The organism is uncultured Microbacterium sp. (assembly GCF_947489255.1).
GTDB lineage: Bacteria > Actinomycetota > Actinomycetes > Actinomycetales > Microbacteriaceae > Microbacterium > Microbacterium phycohabitans.
Window position 1 is genome coordinate 589,918 of the sequence record NZ_CANLCY010000003.1, and the last position, 23,260, is coordinate 613,177.

Below are 23,260 nucleotides of genomic sequence, written 5' to 3' on the forward strand. Positions count from 1 at the left end.
GGACGGGGCCCCGGAGGCCCGGCATCCGACGTTTTCGAAAACCGGAAGCGGCCGGCGATGTCGGCGGCGCGGTGCAGGATGGGACCGACGCGAGGAGAACCATGACCGCCACACGACCCTCCGGATCGACCTGGTCGGGCAACCACCGCTACCGGGCCGCCGAGGTGCTCCTGCCCGCCGACGCCGACGAGCTCGCCGAGGTCGTGACCTCGCACGCGCGCGTGCGCGTGCAGGCCACCCGGCACACGTTCAACGACGTGGCCGATTCCGACGACGTCCTCGTCTCCCTCGAGCGGATGCCGACCTGCATCGATGTCGGCGGCGACCGCGTGCGCGTCGAGGGCCTCATGACCTTCGCCCAGCTCGCCCCGGTGATCGAGGCCGAGGGGCGGGCCCTGCACAACCTCGGCTCCCTCCCCCACATCTCCGTCGCCGGCGCCGCTGCGACGGGCACGCACGGCTCGGGGCTGCGCAACGGCAACCTCTCCAGCGCCGTCGAGGCGCTGGAGATCCTGGATGCCGACGGCCGCACGCACCGCGTCGACCGCGACCACGCGTGGTTTCCGGCCGCCGCTCTCGGCATCGGCGCCTTCGGCGTGGTCACGGCCGTCGAGCTGCGCACCGAGCCCACCTACACCGTCACCCAGCAGGCCTACACCGGCGTCTCGTGGGACGACATCGTCGGCGACTGCGACAGGGTCTTCGGCTCATCGCGCAGCGTGAGCGTCTTCACGACGTGGGGCGATCCGGCGCACGACCTCGTGTGGGCCAAGAGCGACACCGGGGAACCGACCTGGGTCGAGGAACTCGGCGGGCGCCCGGTCGGCGATGACATCCACCTCGGCCGCATCCGCACGGTCGACAACACCACCCCGCGCGGCACCCCGGGTCCGTGGCATACGAGGCTGCCGCACTTCCGCGCCGACGCGCTGCCGAGCGACGGCGACGAGATCCAGTCGGAGTACTTCGTGCCCTTCGCCTCGGCTCGCGAGGCCCTCGCGGCGGTGCGGGCGATCGCCCCGGGCTTCCACGACCAGCTGCTCGTCACCGAACTGCGCACGGTCGCCGCCGACGGGCTGTGGCTGAGCCCGGCCTTCGGGCGCGACGTTCTGGCGATCCACTTCACCTGGCGCAACGACACCGACGGCGTGCTCTCGGCGTTGCCGGGCATCGAGGCGGCGCTCGCCCCGTTCGACGCGCGGCCGCACTGGGGCAAGGCGTTCACGATGCCGGGTGAGCGCATCCTCGAGTCGTTGCCGCGCGCGCACGAATTCGACGCGATCGCTCGCGAGGCGGACCCGCGCGGCGTCTTCCGCAATCCGTTCCTGCAGCGAGTGTTCGGGGGCTGATCGGGACCGGTGGCTTCGACAGGCTCAGCCACCTCTCGCGCGGTCGGGATCGAGAACCGAACTCCTGCGTCCACCCGGCTGCCTGAGCCCACCCGGTCCCCGAGCCCACCCAGGTCCCTGCGCCCACCTGGGCCCCTGAGCCCACCCAGGTCCCTGCGCCCACCTCGGTCCCTGCGCCCACCTCGGTCCCTGCGCCCACCTCGGTCCCTGAGCCTGTCGAAGGGACCGGGACCCGCGCGGCGCGCAGCTCACCGCGCGGCGGCGCCGCCCACCGCGGCGCCGCCTCACGGCATCCGGATCAGCGGCTGGAGTAGCCGCCGTCGATCGGGAGCGAGACGCCGGAGATCATGCCGGCGCCGTCGCTGAGGAGGAAGACGATCGGGGCGGCGATGTCGTCTTCGGTCGCCCATTTGTGCAGGGGCATCGCCTCGAGGAAGGGGCCCTCGATGTCGGGCCGACCCCAATACCAGGCCGACATCGGCGTCATGACGACCGTGGGGTTCACGCTGTTGACCCGGATGCCGTAGCCCCCGAGTTCGAGGGCGGAGACGCGCGTGATGTTGTCGAGGGCCGCCTTCGACGAGCCGTACGAGATGTGTCCTGTGAGGGCGACGAGGCTCGCCTGGCTCGAGACGTTGACGATCGCGCCGCCCTTGCCGACGCGGATCATCTCGCGCGAGGCGTACTTGGTGACCAGCAGCGACCCGCGGGCGTTGATGCTCATGACCTTGTCGAACACGTCGATGTCGGTCTCCATGGGCGTGGCGATCTCGCCGCCCCAGCCGCCGCAGTTGACGACGCCGTAGAGGTCGCGTCCCTCGATCGCGGAGCGGATCTCGTCCTCGGATTCGAGGTCGAAGACGACGGGCTCGGCGCCGGTCTCCTCGGCGATGGCGGCGACGCTGTCGGCGGTGCGTCCGGCGACGAGCACAGTCGCTCCGGCGGCGACGAGGTGGCGCACGGTCGCCCCGCCGATACCGCCACCGGCGCCGGTGACGAGGATGGTGCGTTCGGTGAATTCGGTCATGGGAGGGCTCTTTCGCGGGTCCTGAGGGCGGGGACGACGTCGGTGTCGTCGCGGCCCATGATAACCACAGAATCACGCGGATGACTTCGGTGTCATGACGAATTGGTCACGGGTGTTGACACCGGTGTCACGCTGGGCTTACCGTAACCATCGTTCGACCGGTGGACAGCCCCACCGGACCGCTTCATCGACGCAGCACTCCGACGTGCGGCGTCCCCGGAAGGACCACACCGCCGTGACCCGCACCTCGCAGAACGCCGCGCCACTCACCGCCGCGACCGCGCACCTCGACGACCTCGTCGACCGTGCCCGGCAGCTCGCGGCGTCGGGCGAGCGCCGCGTGCTGGGGATCACCGGCACTCCGGGAGCGGGCAAGTCCACCGTCAGCGACGCACTGCTCGCCGCCCTCGCCTCCGACGCGGTGCTCGTGGGCATGGACGGCTTCCACCTGGCCAACGAAGAGCTCGTCCGCCTGGGTCGCCGCGACCGCAAGGGTGCGCCCGACACGTTCGACGTCGACGGCTACGTCGACCTGCTCGATCGCATCCGCGCCGGGCAGGCGGTCTACGCGCCGCGCTTCGACCGGAGCCTGGAGGAGTCCATCGGTTCCGCGGTGCACGTTCCCGCCGACGTCCCCCTCGTCATCACCGAGGGCAACTACCTGCTGCACGACGAGCAGGGGTGGGATGCCGTGGCATCCCGTCTCGACGAGGTCTGGTTCCTCGACGTCGAACCGCACGCCCGCCGCGAGCGCCTGATCGCCCGTCGGCTCTCCCACGGCCACCCGTACGACGAGGCCGAGGCCTGGGTCCGCGAGGTCGACGAGCGCAACGCCGCCGTCGTCGAGGGCGGTCGGCACCGCGCCGATCTCGTCGTCATCGTCTCCGAGGCCCCCGCCGGGGGTCTCGGCCACCACGAAGGAGCTTCCTCATGAGCACCACCACGGCTGTGCCCGTGCTGCAGGCGCGAGGTCTGTCACGCCAGTTCGGATCCGTCCGCGCCCTCAACAACGTCGACTTCGAGGTCTACCCCGGAGAGGTCACGGCCCTCATCGGCGACAACGGCGCCGGCAAGTCGACCCTCGTGAAGGCCCTCTCGGGCAACCTCGCGGTCGACGAGGGCGAAATCCGCTTCGACGGCAAGCCGATCGACATGTCGAACCCCCAGGTCGCGTCATCGCTCGGCATCGAGACGGTCTACCAGGACCTCGCCCTCGCCCCGCACCTCGACCCGGTGCAGAACATGTACCTCGGTCGCGAGATCCGCCGCCCGGGACTGGCGGGGGCGCTCGGGTTCATGAAGACCAAGGACATGGCGACGGCCTCTCGCGAAGCCTTCGACGAGCTGGGCGCCACGGTGGGCAGCCTCACCTCCCCCGTCGGCGAGATGTCGGGCGGTCAACGGCAGGCGATCGCGATCGCCCGCGCCGTGCACTGGGCGAGCCGTGTCGTGTTCCTCGACGAGCCCACCGCCGCCCTCGGCGTGCGCCAGACGAAGAACGTCCTGGAGACGATCCGCCGCGTGCGCGACAAGGGCATCGCCGTGGTCTTCATCTCCCACTCGATGCCGCACGTCATCGACGTCTCCGACCGCATCCAGGTGCTGCGCCTGGGAACCCGCGTCGCGAACATCCAGGCCGCGGACACCTCCATGGAAGAACTCGTCGGGCTCATGACCGGCGCCGTCACGAAGGACGACCAGAAGTGAGCACCACGACCCCTCCCACCGAGACCGTCGCGATCGGCACCTTCGACGACAACCAGAAGGTGAACCCGGTCCGTCGGATCCTCCGCACGCAGGCCTTCCAGATCCTCCTCGTGCTCCTGGCGATCATCATCGTCTTCAGCATCCTCGCGCCCGACTCGTTCGCGCAGTGGACCAACTTCCGCCTCATCATCCAGAACGCGTCGATCCTCGCCGTCCTCGCGGTCGGGATGACGTACGTCATCATCACCGCCGGCATCGACCTGTCCGTCGGCTCGGTGCTGGTGTTCTCGGGGGTCGTCGCGGCCCTCGTCATGCGGGCGATGGGCGGGGAGGGCTGGGGCGTCGCGATCGTCGGCATCCTGGTCGCGATCCTGAGCGGCGTCTGCTGGGGGCTGCTGAACGGCTTCCTCATCGCCAAGGCGAAGATCCCGCCGCTCATCGTCACGCTCGGCTCGCTCGGCATGGCACTGGGTCTCGCGCAGATCCTGACCGGCGGCGTCGACATCCGCGACGTGCCCACCGTGCTGACCGTCTCGATCGGCTACGGCAACGTCTTCGGCAGCGTCCCGATCATCAGCGTCATCGCCCTCGTGGTCGTCGTGATCGGCGCGATCGTGCTGCACTACACGCGCTTCGGCCTGTACACGCTGGCCGTCGGCTCGAGCGAGATCGCCGCCCGCCGGGTCGGCGTCAAGGTCGACGCGCAGCTGATCAAGATCTACACGATCTCGGGCGCCCTGGCCGGGCTCGGCGGCATCCTCTCGCTCTCGCAGTTCTCCACGACCGCGATCGCCGGACAGTCGCAGACGAACCTCAACGTCATCGCGGCCGTCGTGATCGGCGGCACCTCGCTCTTCGGCGGCGTCGGCACGATCATGGGCACCGTCGTGGGCCTGTTCATCCCCGCCGTGCTGCAGAACGGCTTCGTCATCACCGGCGTGCAGCCCTTCTGGCAGCAGGTCGCCGTCGGCGCGGTCCTCATCACCGCGGTCTACGTCGACCAGGTGCGCCGCACCGCAGCCACGCGCGGCAACTCGCAAGGCCTCTGGCGCAAGTTCCTCAGCGGAGGTCGGCGCGGCTGAGCCGCGGCGGCATCCCGTCCCCATCACAACCCCACACCCCGACCCAAGAAACGGTGATCACAATGAAGTGGAACAAGAAGGCGACCGCACTGACGGTCTTCGGCATGGCGGCGACCCTGACCCTGGCGGGCTGCTCCGGCGGCACGGCCTCGGGCGGCGCCTCGGCCGGCTCGGACGGCTACAAGATCGCGTTCGTGCAGGGCGTCGCGGGAGATGAGTTCTACATCTCCATGCAGTGCGGCATCGAAGCCGAAGCCGAGGCCCAGGGCGCCACCGTCACCACCCAGGGCCCGGAAAAGTTCGACCCCACGCTTCAGAAGCCGATCGTCGATGCCGTCGTCGCCTCCCAGCCCGACGCGCTGCTGATCGCCCCGACCGACGTCTCGGCCATGCAGGCGCCGATCGCGGCCGCCGAAGCCGCCGGTATCAAGGTCGTGCTCGTCGACACCACCCTGGAAGACCCCTCCGGTGCGGTGTCGCAGATCTCCTCCGACAACGAAGGCGGCGGAGCCGCGGCATTCGAGGCCATCCAGAAGGCCAACCCCAACGGCGGCAAGGTCCTCGTCGTCTCCACCGACCCCGGCGTCTCCACCACCGACGCCCGGGCCCAGGGCTTCGAGGACGCCGTCGCCAAGGACAGCAAGTTCGAATCCGTCGGGGTGCAGTACTCGCACAACGAGCCCTCCACCGCCGCCGAGATCGTGACGGCCGCCCTGCAGAAGGACCCCGACATCGTCGGCATCTTCGCCGCCAACCTGTTCGCCGCCGAAGGTTCCGCCACCGGCGTCCAGCAGGCCGGCAAGCAGGGCCAGGTCACCATCGTCGGCTTCGACGCCGGCCCCGCCCAGGTGAAGGCCCTCGAGGCCGGCACCGTCCAGGCCCTCGTCGCCCAGGAGCCCGCCAGCATCGGCTCCGACGGCGTGAAGCAGGCCATCGCCGCCCTCAAGGGCGAGGCCACGGAAGCCAAGATCCAGACCGGCTTCACGATCCTGACGAAGGACAACATCTCCACCGACGGCAAGGACGCGGTCTACAAGTCCTCCTGCTGATGACTCCGGATGCCGGGACCCTCGCGTTCACGCCAGGGTCCTGGCATCCACCCCCGCCCGAAGGCTTCGACAAGCCCAGCCACCGGGCTCGCGCCAACGCAAGGTCCCTGAGCCTGTCGAAGGGACCGGGACCCGCCCCTTCCGCCACCCCGCGCGAACTGCCGACGAACGTCGTCGCGGGAAGCGACAGAACCTGGCGACTCGCGCGCCCCGACCCCCACCCCACGGAGCCCCGCATGACCGAACTCACAGCCGCCGCCCTCCCCTCCCTCGCGGCGAACGTGTCCGTGCCGACCTACGACCGCGCGGCCGTGCGGGCGCGGATCGTGCATTTCGGTGTCGGCGGCTTCCACCGCGCGCACGAAGCCATGTACCTCGACCGTCTGCTCGAGGCGGGCCACGACGAGTGGGCGCTGTGCGGGGTCGGCGTCCTGTCGTTCGACGCGGCCATGCGCGACGCCCTCTCCGCCCAGGACGACCTCTACACGCTCGTCACCACCGCCCCCGACGGCACCTCGACGGCCCGCGTGGTCGGCTCGATCGTCGAGTACCTTTTCGTCCCCGACGACCCCGAGGCGGTCATCGCCAAGCTCGCCCACCCCGACACCGCGATCGTCTCGCTCACCATCACCGAGGGCGGTTACGGCATCGACGATGCCACCGGCGCCTACGCTCCGCGCGACGAGGCCACCCTCGCCGACCTCGAGGGCTCCGACTCCCCCCGCAGCGTCATGGGCCTGCTGACCGAGGGCCTGCGTCGGCGGCGGGATGCCGGCATCCCGGCGTTCACGGTCATGTCGTGCGACAACATCCAGGGCAACGGCCACGTCGCCCGCGCCGCCCTCCTGGGCTTCGCGGAGCGCCGCGATGCGGAGCTGGCCGCCTGGATCGCCGAGAACGCGACGTTCCCGAACTCGATGGTCGACCGCATCACGCCGGTCACCACGGATGAGACCCGCGCCGCGGTCGCCGAGGAGTTCGGCATCCGGGACCGCTGGCCCGTGCGCAGCGAGTCGTTCGCGCAGTGGGTGCTCGAAGACGATTTCGCCTGCGGCCGCCCGCCCTTCGACGAGGTCGGCGTGCAGTTGGTCGGCGACGTCGAGCCCTACGAGCTCATGAAACTGCGCCTGCTCAACGCGTCGCACCAGGCGATGAGCTACCTCGGCATCCTCTCGGGCGCCCACTACGTGCACGAGGTGTGCACCGACCCGCTGTTCATCGACTTCCTGCAGGGGTACATGCACGACGAGGCGATCCCGACGCTGCGTCCGGTGCCCGGCATCGACCTCGACGCGTACTGCGACGAGCTCATCGCGCGGTTCGGCAGCGAGGCGATCCGTGACACGCTCGCGCGTCAGGTCGTCGACGGGTCCGATCGACTGCCGAAGTTCCTCCTGCCCGTCGTGCGCGAACAGCTCGCCTCGGGCGGCCGCATCGACCACGCGGCGCTGGTGCTGGCCGGCTGGAGCGTGTTCCTCGAGGGGCGCACCGAGACCGGCGAGCAGACGCCGGCCGTCGACAGCCGCCTCGACGAGCTGCGGGCGATCGTCGCCGACGACCCGGCGTCGCTGCTCGACTACACGCCGGTGTTCGGCGACCTCGGGCAGGATGCCCGCCTGCGAGAGGCCTACCTCGCCGCCCGCGCGGCGCTGGCCGAGCGCGGGGCGCGCGGGGCGATCGCGGGCGTCATCGGCGCCTGAACGCCGGCCCTGTCAGGGGGCCCGGTCCCTTCGACAGGCTCAGGGACCTCCGACAGGCTCAGGGACCTCCGACGACGCAGCGACCACCCCGCGAACCCAGGTGGCTGAGCCCGTCGAAGCCACCGGCACCCGCGCGATCCCCGGTCCTTCAGCGGGCGCGCAGCCAGCCGGCGATCGTGTCGTGGAAGCGCTCCGGCTCCTGGTTGGCCTCGTTGCAGTGACCGGTGGCGTCGAAGGCCACGAGCTCGGCATCCGGATGCCGTTCGACGAACGCCACCGATCCCGAGAAGGGCACGACGGGGTCGACGCGGCTGTGCACGATGAGCGTCGGCACCCCGGGCCCGGGCCGCGAATCCCCCACCCACGTCAGGGCTCGCGCGTCGACCGCCTCGACGAGGCCGAGTGCCCGCGCACCGAGCCGGCTGCCGAGCACGCGCATCGACGCCGCCGCGACCGTGCGCGGCAGGTGGGCGTTCGCCACGGCGTTGTCGACGACCCGCGGCCAGTCGAGCGCCGGGGCCACGAGGGCCAGTCCCACGATGGCCTCGCGGTGCGCGGAGTGCTCGAGCGCGAGCATCGCGATCGTTCCGCCCATCGACCACGCCACCAACACGATCTCGCGGGCCCCGCGCGAGAGGGCGTAGGCGATCGCGTCGTCGACGTCGCGCCACTCGCGCGTGCCCAGCGTGGAGGGCAGGGCATCGGCGGGGGCGCACTCCTCGTCGCCGGCGTACGACACCACGAGCGCCATCCATCCGGCATCCACCGCCGCCGGCGCCGATCGCAGTGCTCCGTTGCGGCTGGACCGCAGCCCGTGCACGTGGATTGTCCAGCGCCCGTCGGCCGTGTCGGGCTCGCCGATCTCCCACGCCTCGGCGACCCCGCCGCGCCGCAGCGGCACGGAGACGTGCCGCGTGGGCCCGACGTCTTCGGGGGAGCCGATGCTCTGCGAGGTCCAGGTCGCCACGGCGACGCCGTCGACGAGTCCGTCCGGGCGCGATGCGAGCTCGCGCACGACCCGGTCCTTCTCGACGCGGAGCGGTTCGCCGATCACCACGTGCCGACCGTCGTCGAGCCACAGGCCGTAGGTGCCCGGCTCGCGGCTCTCGAGCGTGGCGGGCACGGTGACCGTGTCGCCCGCGATGGTCACGGGGCCGTAGACCTTCGCCGCGCGCGGGGCGATGAGCCGGCGGGCGACGTAACCGGCGAGCGCGGTGTGGGCGAGGGCGACGGTGGCGACGACGACTCCGGCGCCGAGGGCGAGGGGGCGGATCATGGGCGGGCTCCCGTGGGTCGGCGGGTGAGGTGGGCGTCGATGTCGTCGAGGAGCGCGCGCTCCGGGGCGCTCAGCGGCGACGAGGTCGCGATGGCGTGATCCTCGACGGCCACGCGCAGCGCGTGCAGCCGCGTGTCGGTGGACGGCTCGTCGGTCAGTCCCGGCAGGCTCGCGACCCCGCGCCGCGCGGCGACGGCGTCGAGGTCGTCGAGCAGCGCTTCGCCGCGACGACGGATGCGACCGGTCATGCGCGAGGCGCGGAAGATCCCGATGACGAAGGCGAGCACGCCGAGGTAGAAGAGCGGGTCAAAGAGGGCGCTGACCACCGGGACGGGCGTGAAGAACCGCGTCAGGGTGAGGTCGACGATCTCGCTCACGCAGCCGAGCACGATGCCGATGGCCCCGGCCCGGAAGAAGCCCCGCACGCCCGGGAGCGAGACCCGGGCCGACACGCACAGCAGCACCCCGACGAGGGCGATGCCGGCCATATGGACCACCCCGTACGCCCAGGCCCCCGTCGAGGTGGCGACGGCGTCTTCGATGAAGCGGAACGACGTCGGTCCGCGCTCGGGCAGGGCGACGAAGAACACCACGGCGAACACCCCCGCCAGGATCGCCGGGAACCGCCAGCGCAGCGTCGAGACACGCGCGGTCACGGGCGCGATCCCCGCCTGGATGCCGAGCCACAGCGCCACCATCGTGAGCACGCCCTGCACGAGTTTGAGCACGTTCGTGCCGCCGAGCAGACCGTCGAGCACGTCGAGGGGGACGACCGTGCCCTGCGTCAGCAGCGCGAGGGCGCCGACGAGCCCCGCGAGCCACGCGATCCGCGCCCGCGGCTGGCGTCGGGCGGCACGAGCGCGCGCCACGACGAGCAGGAGCAGAGCGATGAGAGCCGCATCGATGAGCAGAACGGTCACCACGACGACTCGGCCACCCGAGGGCTCGCGTACAGCAGGCGGGCGATGCGGTGGGCGACGTGCTCGGCGACGAGTTCGGCCTCGAACTCGGGCGTCGTCAGCGTCGGGTTGTCGTGGGGCGCGACCGAGGAGCGTTCGCGCGCGCCGGGCTCGTGCAGGGGCCCGGTGCAGTGCGCGTCGTCGAGCAGATGGCCGAGCTCGTGCGAGGCGGCGAACTGGCTGTACAGCGTCGCGTCCGACGCGCGCACGTGGATGCTCGCCTCGCCCCGGTCGGCGAACAAGGTGAGGTAGCCGGTGAGCGTCCCCCATCCGCTCGTGTCGATCTCGCGGATGACCCGGAGACGGATGCCGACGGCGCGCTCGACCGCGCGCACCACGTCGTCGAACCCCATGTCCGCCGTCAGCTCCGCGCGCGCGATCGCGCGGTCGACCCGCGCCTGCACTCTCGCCAGCAGATCCGCCTCGGTCACCGCTCTCCCCCCGTCGCGGTCGCTCATGTCGCCGGCGGCCTGTTCCGCAGCGACTGGGCGATGGCGCGCAGGGCGTCGGGCGACATCTCGCCGAGGGCGCGGAACCGGATGCGGCTGGCCCCGGCCTCGCGCATCGCGTCGCGCAGGTCGAGCTCGGCATCCGTCCGGTCCGTCACCGTGGCGTCGGTGTAGTCGGTGAGGTACTCGGTGGGCACGTCGCCCCACTGGGTGATGAGACGCAGCACCTCCTCGTCGAGCACGACGCTGGTGGCACCGTCGGCGAGGAGCGTGCGAGCGCTGTCGGCGGCCGCCGAATCGATGCCGTCGAGGTGCGCGAGCAGCTCGTCGGAGGTGGCCCCTCGAGCCACGATGAGCCGTCGGACGCGGGATGCCAGGGGTGCGGCCGGAACGCGCATCTCGACCCGCGGCGCCGTCTCGGGGCTCGCGAGCTCCTCGGGCGAGACGCCGAGCGCCCCCGCGAGGGCCTCTAGGTCGTTCGTGTTGTAGGGCAGCGAGAAGCCGGCGCGCGACTGGTAGTAGCTCTTCGTCATTCCGGCGCGGCTGAGCAGCTCGCCGACGGTGAGCCCCTTGGCCCTCCGCAGGCGATCCACGTTCGCCACCACTCGACGGGAGTACCGGGAGGGTGGTCCGACTGCGCCGCGACCCACGTTCCGATCGTAGACGACCCTCCGAATCGCCCGAGGTCGTATTTACGACCACCACCCGGGTGCTAATTACGGGACGCTGTGCTTTTATGGATCAGACCGCGCGCCGGGCGGACGTGGGGGAACCCCTGCGCGCGAGGGATCGGGAGAGGCTTCCCGATCCGCTCGGTGACGGGCGCGGCGCCATTGGGGGGCGCCGCGTCCGTTCACTCCTCCGGTGTGCGCGCCCTCAAGCGATGCGCCGCTCCCCCGGCCGGATCACCCGCCACCACCGGTACCCGTAGCCGTCGAGCGTCACGTCGAACCCGTCGCCGTCCAGCGGCCGGGCCCCGCCCGCATCGTCGAGCAGGTCGACGATGCTCCATCCCCCGGCATCCGTCCCCTCGACGCGCAGCCGGAACGTCCGCCCGTCGGGGGCGAAGTTGTGCGCCGCGACGAGCATGCCGAGCTCGCTCGACACCGAGTGGGCCAGCACGCACGCGTGCGGCTGATCCAGGATGCCGAGCTCCCCCCATCCGATCTCGGGCGAGGCCCGGTACTGGCGCACGAGGTTCTGCACGAACCGCAGCATCGAGTCAGGATCACGGCGCTGCTGCGCGACGTTCACGTGTTCGGGCGCGAAGCCGCCGGGGACGACGTCGGCGATGAGCTCCTCGGCGCCGGAGAAACCCGCGTCGGGAGCCCCGGTCCACTGCATGGGCGTGCGCACCGCGGATCGGCTGCCCTCGATGCTCGGGTTCTCCCCCATGCCGATCTCCTCGCCGTAGTACAGCACCGGCGCTCCCGGCAGCGAGAAGGTCAGGCTGTAGACCATGCGGATGCGGCGCGGGTCGCCGTCGAGCATCGCCGGCAGCCGGCGCGTGATTCCGCGTCCGTGGATGCGTTGCCCCTTCTCCGGGGCGAACGCGGCGAAGACCTCCTCGCGCTCGGTGTCCGAGAGCTGATCGAGGGTCAGCTCGTCGTGGTTGCGCACGAAATTGCCCCACTGGTTGCCGCGGGCGATCTCGGGTCGCGACTCCAGCGCCTCCCGCAGCGGCGTGGCATCCTGACGGGCGAGGGCGAGGTAGAGCCGCTGGTTGGCGACGAAGTCGAACTGCATGGTCAGTTCGTCGCCGTCGGCGTCGCCGAAGAAGCGCAGCTGCTCGTCGTAGGGGAGGTTGACCTCGCCGAGCATCATGGCGTGACCGCTGCGACGCGAGACATAGCCCCGCAGCGCGCGGAGAAAGTCGTGCTCGGGCCCCGCATCGCCGTCGATGAGGTGGGGCACGGCATCCACACGGAATCCGTCGATACCGAGTTCCAGCCAGAAACCGATGACCTTGGCGATCTCCTCGCGCACCTCGGGGTGGTCGGTGGCGAGGTCGGGCTGATGACGGTAGAACGAGTGCTTGTAGTACTGCCCGGCCGTGTCGTCGAAGAACCACACGCCGTCCTCGACGTCGGGGAACATGCTCGCGGGGGCGTCGTCGGGCACCTCGTCGCTCCACTGGTAGAAGTGCCGGTAGCGGTTGTCGGGGCTCTGCCGCGCCTGCTGGAACCACGGATGCCGGTCGGAGGTGTGGTTGACGACGAGATCGACGATCACCCGCATGCCGCGGTCGTGGGCGGTGCGCAGCACCTCGACCATGTCGCCGAGCGAGCCGTAGCGCGGATCGACGCCGTAGTAATCCTCGATGTCATATCCGTTGTCGCGCTGCGGAGACGGGTAGAACGGCGCGAGCCACAGGCACGTCACGCCGAGCTCGGCGAGGTGGTCGAGGCGCTGCGCGAGGCCGCGCAGGTCGCCGACACCGTCGTCGTCGGCATCGAGGTAGGTCTTGACGTCGAGGTTGTAGAAGACGGCGGTCTTCCACCACAGATCACTGGTGTCGGTGAGCCTCACGACGTCACCTCCGTCCGATCGGCGGTGCAGCGGTCGGGGTGCGGGGAGGTCGTCATCGGAGCCCTCTTCTCGGGAGCGGTGGCGGTGGACCCTCTTCCTATCGCGCGCGCCCGGCGTCGGGTGAGCGCTTGCGCCGCTCTCCTCCCCGTGCTCGACGCGCGTGAGGTGCCAGGAATCGTCGCTTCGGCATCGCCGCGAGCGACGATTCCTGGCACCTCACACGGGGGAAACCCGGGTCAGAGCGCGCAGGACTCCCGCTCGACGAGCGAGACGTCGATCACCGTGACCTCGTCGAGGCCGAGACCGGCGTCGGGCTGCAGGCGCGCGAACACGCGCTCGGCGGCGAGCGCGCCGATGCGACGCGGATCCTGGTCGATCACCGTGACCGACGGGGTGAGCGTGTCGGCCATGGGGAAGTCGCCGAAGCCGACGAAGGGCAGCGGATCGCCGCGCAGCACGTGGGCGAGAGCCATCGACGACCGGGCGTTGGCGGAGAAGAGGGCCGTGGGCGGCTCGTCGAGGCTGCGGAGACGCTGGAGGGCGGACGCCGCCGAGGCGCGGTCGGAGACCTGCGAGGCGACGAGTCGCTCGTCAACGTCGACGCCGGCGTCACGCAGGGCCCGTCGCCAGCCCTCGACGCGGTTGGTCTCGGTCGAGAGGTGCACCATGTCGCCCACGTAGGCGATGCGGCGGTGCCCGTGCGAGAGCAGGTGAGTGGTGGCCAGGTGCGCGCCGGCCTCGTCGTTCTCGGTGAACGTGTCGGTGAGCAGGTCGACCGGGGCGCGGTCGACGAACACGATCGGGGTGTGCCCGCGCCACCTCTCGAGCCACGAGTGATCGGTGCCGACGGGGGCGATCACCAGCCCCGTGAGCTGACGGCCGAGGAGCGACTCCAGGGCGGGCCGCTCGTCGTCGGGGTTCTCACCCAGACTCGTGACGAGGGTCGACAGTCCGTGGCGGCGCGCGGTGTCCTCCACCGCGCGCGCGATCGCGGCGAAGAACGGGTCGACGACGTCGGGAACGGCGACCCCGATGACCGAGGCGCGTCCGGCGCGGAAGGTGGTCGCCAGGGCGTTGGGCACGTAGTTGAGCTCGCGCATGGCGGCCTCGACGAGGGCGCGGGTGTCGGGCAGCACGTGCGGGTCGTCGTTGAAGACGCGCGACACGGTCTTCGTGCTCACCCCGGCCCGCAGGGCGACATCGCGCATCGTGGTCACGAGGCACCTCCGGGGTGTGGGCGTGTGGGGGCTTCGACGTGCAACCCTATCCGCCGGGCCCAATACTCGTTCCGCGCCGCGGCACGGCGGACGGATGCCGTGCCGTCGCCGATCGCGCGAGCGGACGCCGCGCGACCGGCGTCTCGGAGCGACCCGCCCGCCCGCCCGGCCCGGCGGCATCCGTCTCCCGCGTGCACCCGCGGCGAGCCGGCCCGAGGGGAGTCGGACACGACCGGATGACGGAGCCGCCGCCGGGCGGGCGGGGTCACCTCAGCGACCGTCGACGGCGTCGGCGAGCTCGCGCAGACGCGGGAGGGCGCGACCCGAGAGCAGCTCCTCGCGGCGGTCTGCGTCGATCGAGAGGCTGTCCTTCCACAGCGACCGACCGGCCATGGCCCCCGAGGCGCCGTTCGCGACGGCGGTGCGCACCTGCTCGATGAAAGTCTCGTGGTCGACGCCGGCCGAGAGCACGGCCCACGGCACGCCCTGCGCGGCCTCGGTCACGCGGGCGCTGGCCTCGGCCGATCCGGGGTACTGGAGCTTCAGGATCTTCGCACCGCAGGCCACCGCCAGAGCGGCACCGTCCACGACGAGGTCGGCGAACTTCGCCCGGTACTCCTCGTCGCTCTCGTCCTCGAGCTGGTAGGTGAGCAGCTCGACGATGAGGAGCAGCCCCTCTTCGTCGCACGCCTTCACGAGGTCGCGGATCTCGTGCGCGACGCGGGAGTCGGCATCCTGCTTGTCGGGGCGGGTGTACCAGAGCATCTTGGCGACGTCGGCGCCCTGCTCGCGGATGGAGTGCGGCGTGGTCCCGGGGACGTACCGCGTGTACTTGAGGCCGTCGACCGTCTCGGCGCCCGAGGCGTCGAGGCCGACGACGAGGGCGGTGTCGCGGGAGAGCACACCGTCGTCGACGATCTGCGGCAGCGCGACCTCGGGGTCGAGCAGGATCGCGGGGGCGTGGTTGGCGAGGTGGCGCACGAGGTCGGCCTTCACCTCGGCGAGCTCCTCGCGCGAGATCGCGTCGGAGCCGTTCGGGGCGTCCTTGATGGCGGCCTTCATGCCGTTGCGCTGGTCGGCGGCGACGATGAGCATGTGGCCGTCGGGGGTGCTGATGGACTGGAGCGCGCGGCGCTCGAGCGTGGTGAGTGCGTTCATGATCTCTCTTCTCTGGGGTCATCGCGCAGGTGAGCGCGGAGGTCGGTGCGGGGTCGGGGTCAGGAGGGGACGGATGCCGTGACGAGGCGTCGCGCCCGGTCGGCGGCTCCCCACGCGACGTCCTGCTCGCGGGTGGACAGGGCGACGTTCGGGAGAACCTCGCAGCGGGCGCGGCGGACGGAGGCCATGCCCGCCCATCCCCCGGTGAGGGTCGCGTGGGTCGCCGGGGCCACCTCGCGGTCCATCGCGGCGATGAGCGCGGCGATCTCGTCGTTGCTGTGCCGCAGCACCGCGCCGAAGATCTCGGCCGGGCTCGCCTCGGCGTGCAGCGTCAGCCGGAGCACGCCGTCGTCGTTGCGGGCGCCGGTGACCTCGATTGCCCCGGGCGGCAGCTCCCCCTCGACGGGGAGCGTCATGACCGCGGCATCCAGCGCGTCGCGACCGGCGCGATCGCCGATACCGGCGGCGTGCAGCACCCGGCGCAGCAGCAGACCGGTCTTCACCCCGGCGACGAGCACGTGCTTGCCGGGGACGACGTGGCGCACCTCGTTGATGAGCGCATCGGCGAGACGCCGGCGTGCGGCGAAGCCGAGGGGCTCGTCGAGCACCCGCAGCAGCACCTCGGCCGTGCCGAGCGAGACGTGGTACCCGTCGGCATCCAGGGTGCCGTTGGCTTGAGCGGCGACGAGGTGGTCGTGTCCGGCGACTGTGAGCGCGGCTCCCGCGACGCGGGGTCCGAACGCGGTGGATGCCGTTCCCCAGGCCGTCCCTCCCCCTCGCAGCGGAGGGAGCAGGTCGGCGGTGACGCCGAGGGCGTCGAGCATCGCGGGCCAGGCGGCGCCGGAGTCCTGATCGATGAGGCCGGTGCGCGAGGCCAGGGAGAGCTCGAGCGCCACGTCTCCGCCGAGGGCGGCGACGACGAACTCGGGCAGGTCGAGCCAGCGCAGCCCCGCGAGGTCGGTGCCCTGGTCGCGCAGCCACGCGAGCTTGGCGACGCTGACCTGCGCGCCGAGCGGCAGGCCGGTGCGCCCGGCGAACTCCTCGCGCACCTCGGCGGGGAAGGCGGCGATCTGCTCCCACCCCCGCGGGTCGAACCACGCGAAGCCGGGCGCTGCCGCCGCGCCGTCGGCATCGATCAAGATTCCGGTCTCACCCATGCCGGCCACCGCGAGCGACGTCAACGGAGCAGACGACACCGCCGCGAGCTCGGCGTCGACGAGGTCGATGAGCGTGCGCACGGCCGACAGCAGGTCGTCGGCGTCGATGTCGGTCGTGCCGCCGGCCCCGACCCGCCACGGGGTCGGTACCTGCGCCCCCGCGATCTCGGCGCCGGAGTCGTCGATGACCAGCATCTTGATGCCCGTGCTACCGAGGTCGATCCCTCCGTGCAGTCGCGGTTCGGCGGCATCCATGTCACCGGTGTCTTGCATGAGCGGCCGTCCTCTCCGGAACCTCTTCGAGTCCCGGAATGACGAGCATGACACCGGTGACTTGCTACGTCTATGGTGGAGGTATGCCGTCGCCGTGTCAAATACCCGAACCGCTCGCCGTCGTCGTCGCCGGCCCCGCCGGCAGCGGCAAGAGCACGCTCGGACGCGCCCTCGCCGCCGAACTGCGGGCACCCCTGGTCGACCTCGACAGCGTGACCACGCCGCTGCTCGAAGCCCTCCCCGCCGATGCCCTCGGCGGGCACTGGCTCACCTCCCGGCACGCGGGCGTCATCCGCGCCGGTCGCTACGCCGCGCTACGTGCGACGGCCGCCGACGCCCTCTCGACCGCGGGCCGCGTGGTCGTCGTGGCCCCCTTCACCGCCGAGCTCACCGGCGGCGACGACTGGCAGGCGCTGCGCGACGCGCTCTTCCCCACCGAACCGGTCGTCCTCCACGTCGACGGGGATCCGGAGATCCTGGCTTCACGCCGCGTCGCGCGCGGAGCCGCCCGCGACGCGCACCGCGTGGACGTCCCAGCGGTCGCGCCCGCCGTGCCCGTGGTCGCCGTCGACGCCGAGCTCACGACCGCGCAGCAGCTCGCCCGCGCGCTGCCCGCCCTCGGCATCCGCCGCCCGCTCGACGCGGGAGCCGCGATCTTCGCGCGCGAGTTCGACGCCGTGCTGTTCGACCTCGACGGCACCCTTGTCGACTCCACGGCATCCGTCGCCCGCTCCTGGCGGCGCTTCGCGGAGCACTTCGACGTCTCGATGGAGGCCCTGCACGCCAACCACGGGCAGCCCGCCCGCACGCTCGTGAGCCTGCTGCTGCCCACCGACCGGCACGCCGAGGCGCTCACCCATGTCACCGACCTCGAGGTGACGGATGCCGTCGGGCTCCTCCCCATCCGCGGAGCCGACTCGTTCTTCGCCTCGGTGCCGGCCGAGCGCCGGGCAATCGTCACCTCGGGCTCCGTGCCGATCGCGACCGCCCGCCTCGCCGCCTCGGGGTACGAGCGTCCCGCGGTGTTCGTCACCGTGGACGACGTCGTGCAGGGCAAACCCCACCCGGAGCCGTTTCTACTGGCCGCGTCCCGCTTGGGCGTCGACCCGACCCGCTGCCTCGTCGTCGAGGACGCCCCGGCCGGTATCGCCGCGGCTCGTGCGGCCGGGTGCGCGGTGATCGCTCTGACCGGGACGACGGTGGAGGAAGAGTTGAGCGCCGACCTCGTGGTCGATGGATTGGATGCCGTGCGGGTCGAGGTTCTCGCATCGGGGGCGTTGCGCGTGGTGCTTGCCCGGCCCTGACCGCGGAGCCACGGGCGCTGCGAGCGCAGGGCCTTTCGGGACGGGAGGACGTCCCTGTCCGCGCTCCCTCGGGCTGGAGCCCCGCTTCTCGACACGACGCCGGGGTCTCCCCCGGGGCAACACGCCGCCGAGACGAGAACAACCGATGCGAAAGGGTCGGGGCCCGTTTTGCACGGTCCCGGGTTTCGCAACGGGGTTTTGCATCGATCGCGTCCGCGAGTCGACGGGCTTCTCGATGCGCGTCACGCGCGCGATCATGAGTGGTGCGAAACCGATCGGTTTCGCACCGCACTTCTCTGGCCCGGAGGGGGCGCTCAGGTCCTCCCGAGCCAGTTGTGAGGGGTGTCCGCGTGTTGTTTGACCCACCGACACGCGGAAGGAGGGGCCAGCGTTGGCGCTAGCCCCTCCTCATGTCGTGTCAGCTGAAACGACGACCCTGCTCCTGCCGTATCAGACGGTCGCCTTGGGGAGAGAAGCGTCCAACTCGGGGTCGGGATTCCCCGTCTGCGTAGGTGCAGCCTGGTTTTTGATTCGCCGCTGGATCACGGCCCCAAAGAGCGCACAGACTGCGGCGGCGACGATCGTCAGGATCAGTGGCAGGCGGCTGGCGGGGTCCAAGGCCAGGGCCAGCGCGACCGCCGCGAGGATCGTAAGAACGACCCAGGCCATCCACTTCCCTGTTTGGGTGTGCGTGCGGGAGCGGAGGTAGGTGAGGGAGATGACCGAGTAGGTCAGGACTCCACCGGCGCCGGTGACGGAGATGAGGAGAGAGATGACGTCTGCGGCGGGCAGGAGGAAGTTCAGCAGAAGGCACAGTCCGGCGGCGATGGCGATGGCGCCGGCTGCCCAGCGGGGTGCTCCGGAGCGAGAGACCACCGCGAGGCGAGCCGGCATCTCCTGGCGCACCGCTGCGGCGTACAACAGCCGGGATGTCGTGTAGAGGCTGCTGTTTGCCAGGGACAGGATGGACGTTGCGACGACGATCTGAATCGCGGCGGCGAGTACGGGCATTTGCAGTGCGTTGAAGACTGCGGGGTATGCCCCACCTGTGAGCGACTCGCTCGAGGACGGGATGATTGTGATGACGATGATGGTCGATCCCACGTAGAAGACGACGATGCGGGTCACCACGGAGCGGATAGCGCGGGCGATGGCCTTGTGCGGGTCGGTGGCCTCGGCCGCGACGGTTGCCACGTTCTCGGTGCCCATGTAGGAGAAGAGCACGGTCACGCCGGTGAGGAGCACGGGCAGCCAGCCCGCGGGGGCGAAGTCCGCCCAGTTCGTGAGGCCCGGGGACTGGTACTGGGGGAGCCAGCCGAAGATGGCTGCGGCTCCGATGAGGAGGAAGACGACCACCGCAATGACCTTGATGATGGCCATCCAGTACTCGATCTCGGCGAACACCCGGACGGGCAGAAGGTTGAGACCACCAAGGGCGATCAGGGCCAGGAAGCTCCATGCCCACACCGGAACTGCGGGGCCGAAACCGTTCATGATCATGCCGATCGCGGAGCATTCCAGCGCGATGAGGATGACGCCTGAATAGACGGCGACGTAGCTCGTCATGACGCCGGCCCACGGGCCAAAGCGTCGCGCGGCATAGGTCGTGTAGGAGCCGGGATCGGGCTGCTCGGCGGCAAGTCGACCCAGCATCCTCATGATGAGCACGAGAACGAGGCCGATGCCGAGGTAGCTGAGGATGACAGCGGGTCCGGCTTGTTAGACGACCATGCCGCTGCCGAGGAATAGTCCGGTGCCGATGGTGCCGCCGATGGCGATCATCGTGACGTGGCGGTTGCCGAGGGTGTTGTGGAGCCGGTGCGGCTCGGCTTTTAGCTGCATGAGCGGTCCTGTCTTTCGGGTTCGGGTTCGGGTTCGGGTGCGGGTCAGGCGGAGGTATTGCTGAGTTGCTGCTGGGCTTCCCACGCCTCACGGATCGGGTGGGTGTCGTAGACGATGTGCAGATGGGTGATGCGGCCGGTGTCGTCTAGCTCGGCGACATCGACTGCGGTGAAGGGGGCGGGTGTCCCATCGGCGAGGGTCCAGGCGAAGTCGAACCAGAACGCGACGGTCGCGTCCGCCCCGTCGATGTCATGGAGCGTCTTGCGGAGGGTGAGGACGGACTGAGCGGTATCGGCGAACAGCAGCGGGTAGAACTCGTTCGCGGGCAGGTCTCCGTACAACGGTGAGCTGACAACGCCGTTGTCTGCGAACAGGTCGAGTACTGCTTTGATGTCGGCGGCAGCGAGAGCGGCGAGGTAGCTGTCGACGAGGTGGCTGACGACAGCGCGGGAAAGAGGCATCGATGTGTTCCTTAGAAGCGTTGGCAGGGTGGGGCAAGGGGCCGCTAGCCGACCATAAAAGTACGCCGTTCATTTTGTAATGAACCGCGTTCAATTAGGTTTCTCTAGCGTTACGGCCTCGTAACGCAGTGCGCACCCCTGGCCAGCCGCTCGATGAGCGGCGCCTAAGCGGGTGGGGCAACCCTGATGCCCCTTCGTGAACTGAGACTCAGGAGCTGGTCGGGCAGACCTCCCGTGGCGAGATTGGCTCTCGCCCCGGCCTACGTGCTCGGCAGATGATCGGGAGTCACCCGCGATTCGCCGCATACTCCGTCAGCAGCAGCATCAGACCAGCCAGTGATCCCTGGACATCGCTAACCACATGATTGCGGCGCTGCGGCGCGCAGGCTTTGCCGGGGCACGGCCTTGTGCGTTCATATAGCGCGATCACCGGAGCCGTCTTCGGATGGATCACCGCTGAGTTCGCTGCGACCCCTGGAGACCGGCGGAAGCGCCCGCTCCGCGATCGAAGGGGCTCACGGCCGACGCCGATCGCTATCCCCATATTCGGGATCTCTGTCCGTTGGCGGCAATGCGTCGCGCTTCAGCTCAACCGTGCACGTAGCCCCGTGAGTACTGTTTCAAGCACCACTGCAAACGAGGAATCGAGTGGGTTGGCCCGCCCCGAGGTCCATCGCAACATGAACGCCTGGTCTGCGGCGACCGGCATTACTCGTGCGAGCGTGGGGAAAAGGGTGCTGTCCACAGCTCTCAGGTCAGCCGCGAGAGTCCCCTGCCAGTCGTCATCCCCCTCGGGAGGGGCGGAGAGTTCCATCGTCACCCAACCGAGGACGACGCCAAAGAAGACGTTGTAGACCTCGACCAGCTCAGTCGAGGAAAAACCAGCGCGATCGAGGACTCGGAAGATGCGTTCCGCTAAGGGCAGGCCGCGGTCAGTGACGAGCATCTGTCCTGTCACGATCCCGGCCAAGTGTGGATGCTCATGCATCGCACTGCGCATCTTCCGCGCCAGGTCGGCGAGCCAGAGATCCCATGCTGTTCCCTGGTCGTCTGCCAGTTCTAGGTCGTCGAAGACCAACGCCGACACTTCGCCGACGAGCTGTTCCTTCGTCCGAAAATGCCAGTACAACGCGCTCGGCCGAACCCCCACAGCGGTAGCGAGAGAGCGCATCGTCATTCCCGACAAACCATCTCGATCAACGAGCCCCAGCGCGACCCTGAGCACGTCCTGGCGGTCCAACTCAGTCCCGCCCACCGGGCGGCCGCGCCGCGGTCGAGGGTCGTCCTTCATCGCACCAGTCTTCCTCACGAGCTCACCGACTCCGAACGCGCCATACGCGACGCGGCAGAACCTGATCACTGTCGAGTGGTTGCGGCAGCGAGATACACCCAGACGAGTGGTGCGAAACCGATCGGTTTCGCACCACTCGGCGCGGGTCGAGCGGGTCGGAGTGGATCCGACGCACTCAGCGGGTTATCACAGGCGCGACGCTGCGATAGCAGACGAGATGACTTCGTCGCATTGCGGGGGTCGGTAGTAGTCGGACGCACCGCACAAACGATGAGCGATCTAGACCCAGCCTGACCGCGCCCCTGCGATCGGGATTGTCAGGTCATCGAGCTTCTGAAGACTCTCCATAGCAACATGGCGACGGCAATCCGCTCGCGGCCTGCCGCTGATGTTAGATCGACGCCGAGGGTCTGACTGATTCGAGTGATCCTGCTCTGCAAGCTGCTGTGGTGGAAATTTGTGGCTCGCGCCGCTGAACGCAGGGAATCCGCGTGAAGGTAGTGGTCCAAGATCTCGATGCTCTCCGCCCCTTGTGGGCCGGTCGCTAGCCGCTCGAGGTGCAGGATGTCGGATTGTTCAGCGACGGCCGAGGGGTCCAGTGTGCCGAGCAAGCGCAGAGCGCCGAGTTGATCGGAGTTCAACATGCGGGGCCAAGACGTCGTCGCGCCGGCGAATCGCAGAGTCTCGCGAGCGATGGCCCAGGATCGTGGCGCGTCGAGGATGTCGACGACGGGGCCGCTGGCCGCTCGGCCGGTGATGCCATGGGCTGCTGTCCAGTCAACGGGTTCTGCACCTACCGCAATGACTAGTGAAAGGTGGCGAGAGAGCGGCGCGATGTGAACCGGTCTTTGCCACGCTGTGCGCAGAGGCTGGGTGGCAAGGACTCCCGGCGCCGAGTCTGTCGATTCAACCGCGATGAGCTGAATCGCACTGGCCGCTTGGAGCCCGATGAGGCGTGCGGCGCGAGACCGTTCCGCCTCAGAGCTATGCGAGTTGATGAGCAGCTGAGCCAGCGCTGGGTCAGACAGACCCGATGCGGCCTCTGCTCCACCGTAGGGTCGTTGCCGGGCGAGAACAGCGCTCACGGTCAATGCAAACCGCTCGAGGATGAACTCATCGAGCTCATAGCCGGCATCGCTGCGCTCCAGCCACAGCGTTCCGCTTTCATGACGACTCAGCTCAACGGTGACCGTTCGCGGGGTCTGGGTGGGCGGACCGGCCAGCCGGGAACCGTCATTGGAGTATCGAATCAGCAGGCCCTGGGACGAGAGTTCAGCGCCGGCTGGGCAATCCGCGAGGACCGCAGTCGCTCGAATCACTGCATCGAGGTCGGGTGTATTCGATGCCAGCTGGTCGAAAAATGCCACGACACGAAGGGCACGCTCCCCGGGAGTGTCGACGTTGAGCAGCTTCACCATGAGGCCCTGCAT

General features: G+C 70.0%; 20 protein-coding genes and 1 pseudogene. 7 read left to right on the forward strand and 14 right to left on the reverse strand.

Annotated features, from left to right (window positions below; genetic code table 11):
* The first annotated feature begins 101 nt into the window (after positions 1 to 101).
* Positions 102 to 1,349 (forward strand): D-arabinono-1,4-lactone oxidase, encoded by a 1,248-nt coding sequence (locus tag Q0818_RS10165; RefSeq protein WP_298874098.1) that lies wholly within the window; start codon positions 102 to 104, stop codon positions 1,347 to 1,349.
* Between the two features lie 298 nt (positions 1,350 to 1,647).
* On the opposite strand, the gene Q0818_RS10170 is transcribed toward Q0818_RS10165, so the two are convergent.
* Positions 1,648 to 2,376: an SDR family oxidoreductase gene (locus Q0818_RS10170; protein ID WP_298874100.1), complete on the reverse strand. Its 729-nt coding sequence runs from the start codon at positions 2,374 to 2,376 to the stop codon at positions 1,648 to 1,650.
* 235 nt (positions 2,377 to 2,611) lie between these two features.
* Between Q0818_RS10170 and Q0818_RS10175 the strand changes: the two genes are divergently transcribed.
* The 5 genes from Q0818_RS10175 (at position 2,612) to Q0818_RS10195 (ending at position 7,914) form a co-directional block, all read left to right on the forward strand.
* A complete protein-coding gene (locus Q0818_RS10175; protein WP_298874102.1) occupies positions 2,612 to 3,310 on the forward strand; it encodes a nucleoside/nucleotide kinase family protein in 699 nt (232 codons plus the stop codon).
* A complete protein-coding gene (locus Q0818_RS10180; RefSeq protein ID WP_298874103.1) occupies positions 3,307 to 4,083 on the forward strand; it encodes an ATP-binding cassette domain-containing protein in 777 nt (258 codons plus the stop codon). Before Q0818_RS10175 ends, Q0818_RS10180 begins: the two co-directional genes overlap by 4 nt.
* Positions 4,080 to 5,165 (forward strand): ABC transporter permease, encoded by a 1,086-nt coding sequence (locus tag Q0818_RS10185; RefSeq protein ID WP_298874104.1) that lies wholly within the window; start codon positions 4,080 to 4,082, stop codon positions 5,163 to 5,165. Before Q0818_RS10180 ends, Q0818_RS10185 begins: the two co-directional genes overlap by 4 nt.
* Before the next feature lie 62 nt (positions 5,166 to 5,227).
* Positions 5,228 to 6,214 carry an ABC transporter substrate-binding protein gene (locus tag Q0818_RS10190; protein WP_298874105.1) on the forward strand — a complete coding sequence of 329 codons (987 nt, stop codon included), beginning with the start codon at positions 5,228 to 5,230 and terminating at the stop codon, positions 6,212 to 6,214.
* A gap of 236 nt (positions 6,215 to 6,450) precedes the next feature.
* Complete coding sequence (locus Q0818_RS10195; RefSeq protein WP_298874106.1) at positions 6,451 to 7,914, forward strand: mannitol dehydrogenase family protein; 1,464 nt, start codon at positions 6,451 to 6,453, stop codon at positions 7,912 to 7,914.
* 148 nt (positions 7,915 to 8,062) lie between these two features.
* Here the strand turns inward: Q0818_RS10195 and Q0818_RS10200 are convergent, their stop codons facing one another.
* The 8 genes from Q0818_RS10200 to Q0818_RS10235 form a co-directional block, all read right to left on the reverse strand.
* Positions 8,063 to 9,190, reverse strand: a complete 1,128-nt coding sequence (locus tag Q0818_RS10200; protein WP_298874107.1) for a hypothetical protein — start codon at positions 9,188 to 9,190, stop codon at positions 8,063 to 8,065.
* Positions 9,187 to 10,113: a hypothetical protein gene (locus Q0818_RS10205; RefSeq protein ID WP_298874108.1), complete on the reverse strand. Its 927-nt coding sequence runs from the start codon at positions 10,111 to 10,113 to the stop codon at positions 9,187 to 9,189. Before Q0818_RS10205 ends, Q0818_RS10200 begins: the two co-directional genes overlap by 4 nt.
* Positions 10,107 to 10,580, reverse strand: coding sequence for a hypothetical protein (locus tag Q0818_RS10210; protein ID WP_298874110.1), 474 nt, complete (start codon positions 10,578 to 10,580; stop codon positions 10,107 to 10,109). Before Q0818_RS10210 ends, Q0818_RS10205 begins: the two co-directional genes overlap by 7 nt.
* 23 nt (positions 10,581 to 10,603) lie before the next feature.
* A complete protein-coding gene (locus Q0818_RS10215) occupies positions 10,604 to 11,200 on the reverse strand; it encodes a helix-turn-helix transcriptional regulator (protein ID WP_298874114.1) in 597 nt (198 codons plus the stop codon).
* A gap of 274 nt (positions 11,201 to 11,474) precedes the next feature.
* Positions 11,475 to 13,127, reverse strand: coding sequence for an alpha-amylase family protein (locus Q0818_RS10220; RefSeq protein ID WP_298874116.1), 1,653 nt, complete (start codon positions 13,125 to 13,127; stop codon positions 11,475 to 11,477).
* Positions 13,128 to 13,363: 236 nt separating this feature from the next.
* On the reverse strand, positions 13,364 to 14,335 hold the full coding sequence (locus Q0818_RS10225; protein ID WP_298874260.1) for a LacI family DNA-binding transcriptional regulator: 972 nt from the start codon (positions 14,333 to 14,335) through the stop codon (positions 13,364 to 13,366).
* A gap of 279 nt (positions 14,336 to 14,614) precedes the next feature.
* Positions 14,615 to 15,502, reverse strand: a complete 888-nt coding sequence (locus Q0818_RS10230; RefSeq protein ID WP_298874118.1) for a hypothetical protein — start codon at positions 15,500 to 15,502, stop codon at positions 14,615 to 14,617.
* Positions 15,503 to 15,561: 59 nt separating this feature from the next.
* Entirely contained in the window at positions 15,562 to 16,932 is a 1,371-nt protein-coding gene (locus Q0818_RS10235) for an FGGY family carbohydrate kinase (protein WP_298874120.1), read from the reverse strand.
* A 56-nt stretch (positions 16,933 to 16,988) separates the two neighbouring features.
* On the opposite strand from Q0818_RS10235, the gene Q0818_RS10240 reads away from it, so the two are divergent.
* On the forward strand, positions 16,989 to 18,236 hold the full coding sequence (locus Q0818_RS10240; protein ID WP_298874122.1) for an HAD-IA family hydrolase: 1,248 nt from the start codon (positions 16,989 to 16,991) through the stop codon (positions 18,234 to 18,236).
* 450 nt (positions 18,237 to 18,686) lie between these two features.
* On the opposite strand, the pseudogene Q0818_RS10245 reads toward Q0818_RS10240, so the two are convergent.
* The 5 genes and pseudogenes from Q0818_RS10245 to Q0818_RS10265 all read right to left on the reverse strand — a co-directional run.
* Positions 18,687 to 19,943: pseudogene (locus Q0818_RS10245) on the reverse strand (amino acid permease); the annotation flags it as partial.
* Positions 19,944 to 19,955: 12 nt separating this feature from the next.
* On the reverse strand, positions 19,956 to 20,078 hold the full coding sequence (locus Q0818_RS10250; RefSeq protein ID WP_298874124.1) for a hypothetical protein: 123 nt from the start codon (positions 20,076 to 20,078) through the stop codon (positions 19,956 to 19,958).
* Between the two features lie 44 nt (positions 20,079 to 20,122).
* Positions 20,123 to 20,539 (reverse strand): nuclear transport factor 2 family protein, encoded by a 417-nt coding sequence (locus Q0818_RS10255; RefSeq protein ID WP_298874126.1) that lies wholly within the window; start codon positions 20,537 to 20,539, stop codon positions 20,123 to 20,125.
* A 583-nt stretch (positions 20,540 to 21,122) separates the two neighbouring features.
* Complete coding sequence (locus Q0818_RS10260) at positions 21,123 to 21,830, reverse strand: TetR/AcrR family transcriptional regulator C-terminal domain-containing protein (protein ID WP_298874128.1); 708 nt, start codon at positions 21,828 to 21,830, stop codon at positions 21,123 to 21,125.
* Between the two features lie 317 nt (positions 21,831 to 22,147).
* On the reverse strand, positions 22,148 to 23,260 hold the full coding sequence (locus Q0818_RS10265; RefSeq protein WP_298874130.1) for a helix-turn-helix domain-containing protein: 1,113 nt from the start codon (positions 23,258 to 23,260) through the stop codon (positions 22,148 to 22,150).

Excerpts from the sequence above, each read along its gene's own strand:
- Q0818_RS10165 (WP_298874098.1), top strand. The coding sequence starts at position 102 with ATGACCGCCACACGACCCTCCGGATCGACCTGGTCGGGCAACCACCGC.
- Q0818_RS10170 (WP_298874100.1), bottom strand. The coding sequence starts at position 2,376 with ATGACCGAATTCACCGAACGCACCATCCTCGTCACCGGCGCCGGTGGC.
- Q0818_RS10180 (WP_298874103.1), top strand. The coding sequence starts at position 3,307 with ATGAGCACCACCACGGCTGTGCCCGTGCTGCAGGCGCGAGGTCTGTCA.
- Q0818_RS10190 (WP_298874105.1), top strand. The coding sequence starts at position 5,228 with ATGAAGTGGAACAAGAAGGCGACCGCACTGACGGTCTTCGGCATGGCG.
- Q0818_RS10195 (WP_298874106.1), top strand. The coding sequence starts at position 6,451 with ATGACCGAACTCACAGCCGCCGCCCTCCCCTCCCTCGCGGCGAACGTG.
- Q0818_RS10200 (WP_298874107.1), bottom strand. The coding sequence starts at position 9,190 with ATGATCCGCCCCCTCGCCCTCGGCGCCGGAGTCGTCGTCGCCACCGTC.
- Q0818_RS10225 (WP_298874260.1), bottom strand. The coding sequence starts at position 14,335 with ATGCGCGATGTCGCCCTGCGGGCCGGGGTGAGCACGAAGACCGTGTCG.
- Q0818_RS10230 (WP_298874118.1), bottom strand. The coding sequence starts at position 15,502 with ATGAACGCACTCACCACGCTCGAGCGCCGCGCGCTCCAGTCCATCAGC.
- Q0818_RS10235 (WP_298874120.1), bottom strand. The coding sequence starts at position 16,932 with ATGCAAGACACCGGTGACATGGATGCCGCCGAACCGCGACTGCACGGA.
- Q0818_RS10250 (WP_298874124.1), bottom strand. The coding sequence starts at position 20,078 with ATGCAGCTAAAAGCCGAGCCGCACCGGCTCCACAACACCCTCGGCAAC.
- Q0818_RS10255 (WP_298874126.1), bottom strand. The coding sequence starts at position 20,539 with ATGCCTCTTTCCCGCGCTGTCGTCAGCCACCTCGTCGACAGCTACCTC.
- Q0818_RS10260 (WP_298874128.1), bottom strand. The coding sequence starts at position 21,830 with ATGAAGGACGACCCTCGACCGCGGCGCGGCCGCCCGGTGGGCGGGACT.
- Q0818_RS10265 (WP_298874130.1), bottom strand. The coding sequence starts at position 23,260 with ATGCAGGGCCTCATGGTGAAGCTGCTCAACGTCGACACTCCCGGGGAG.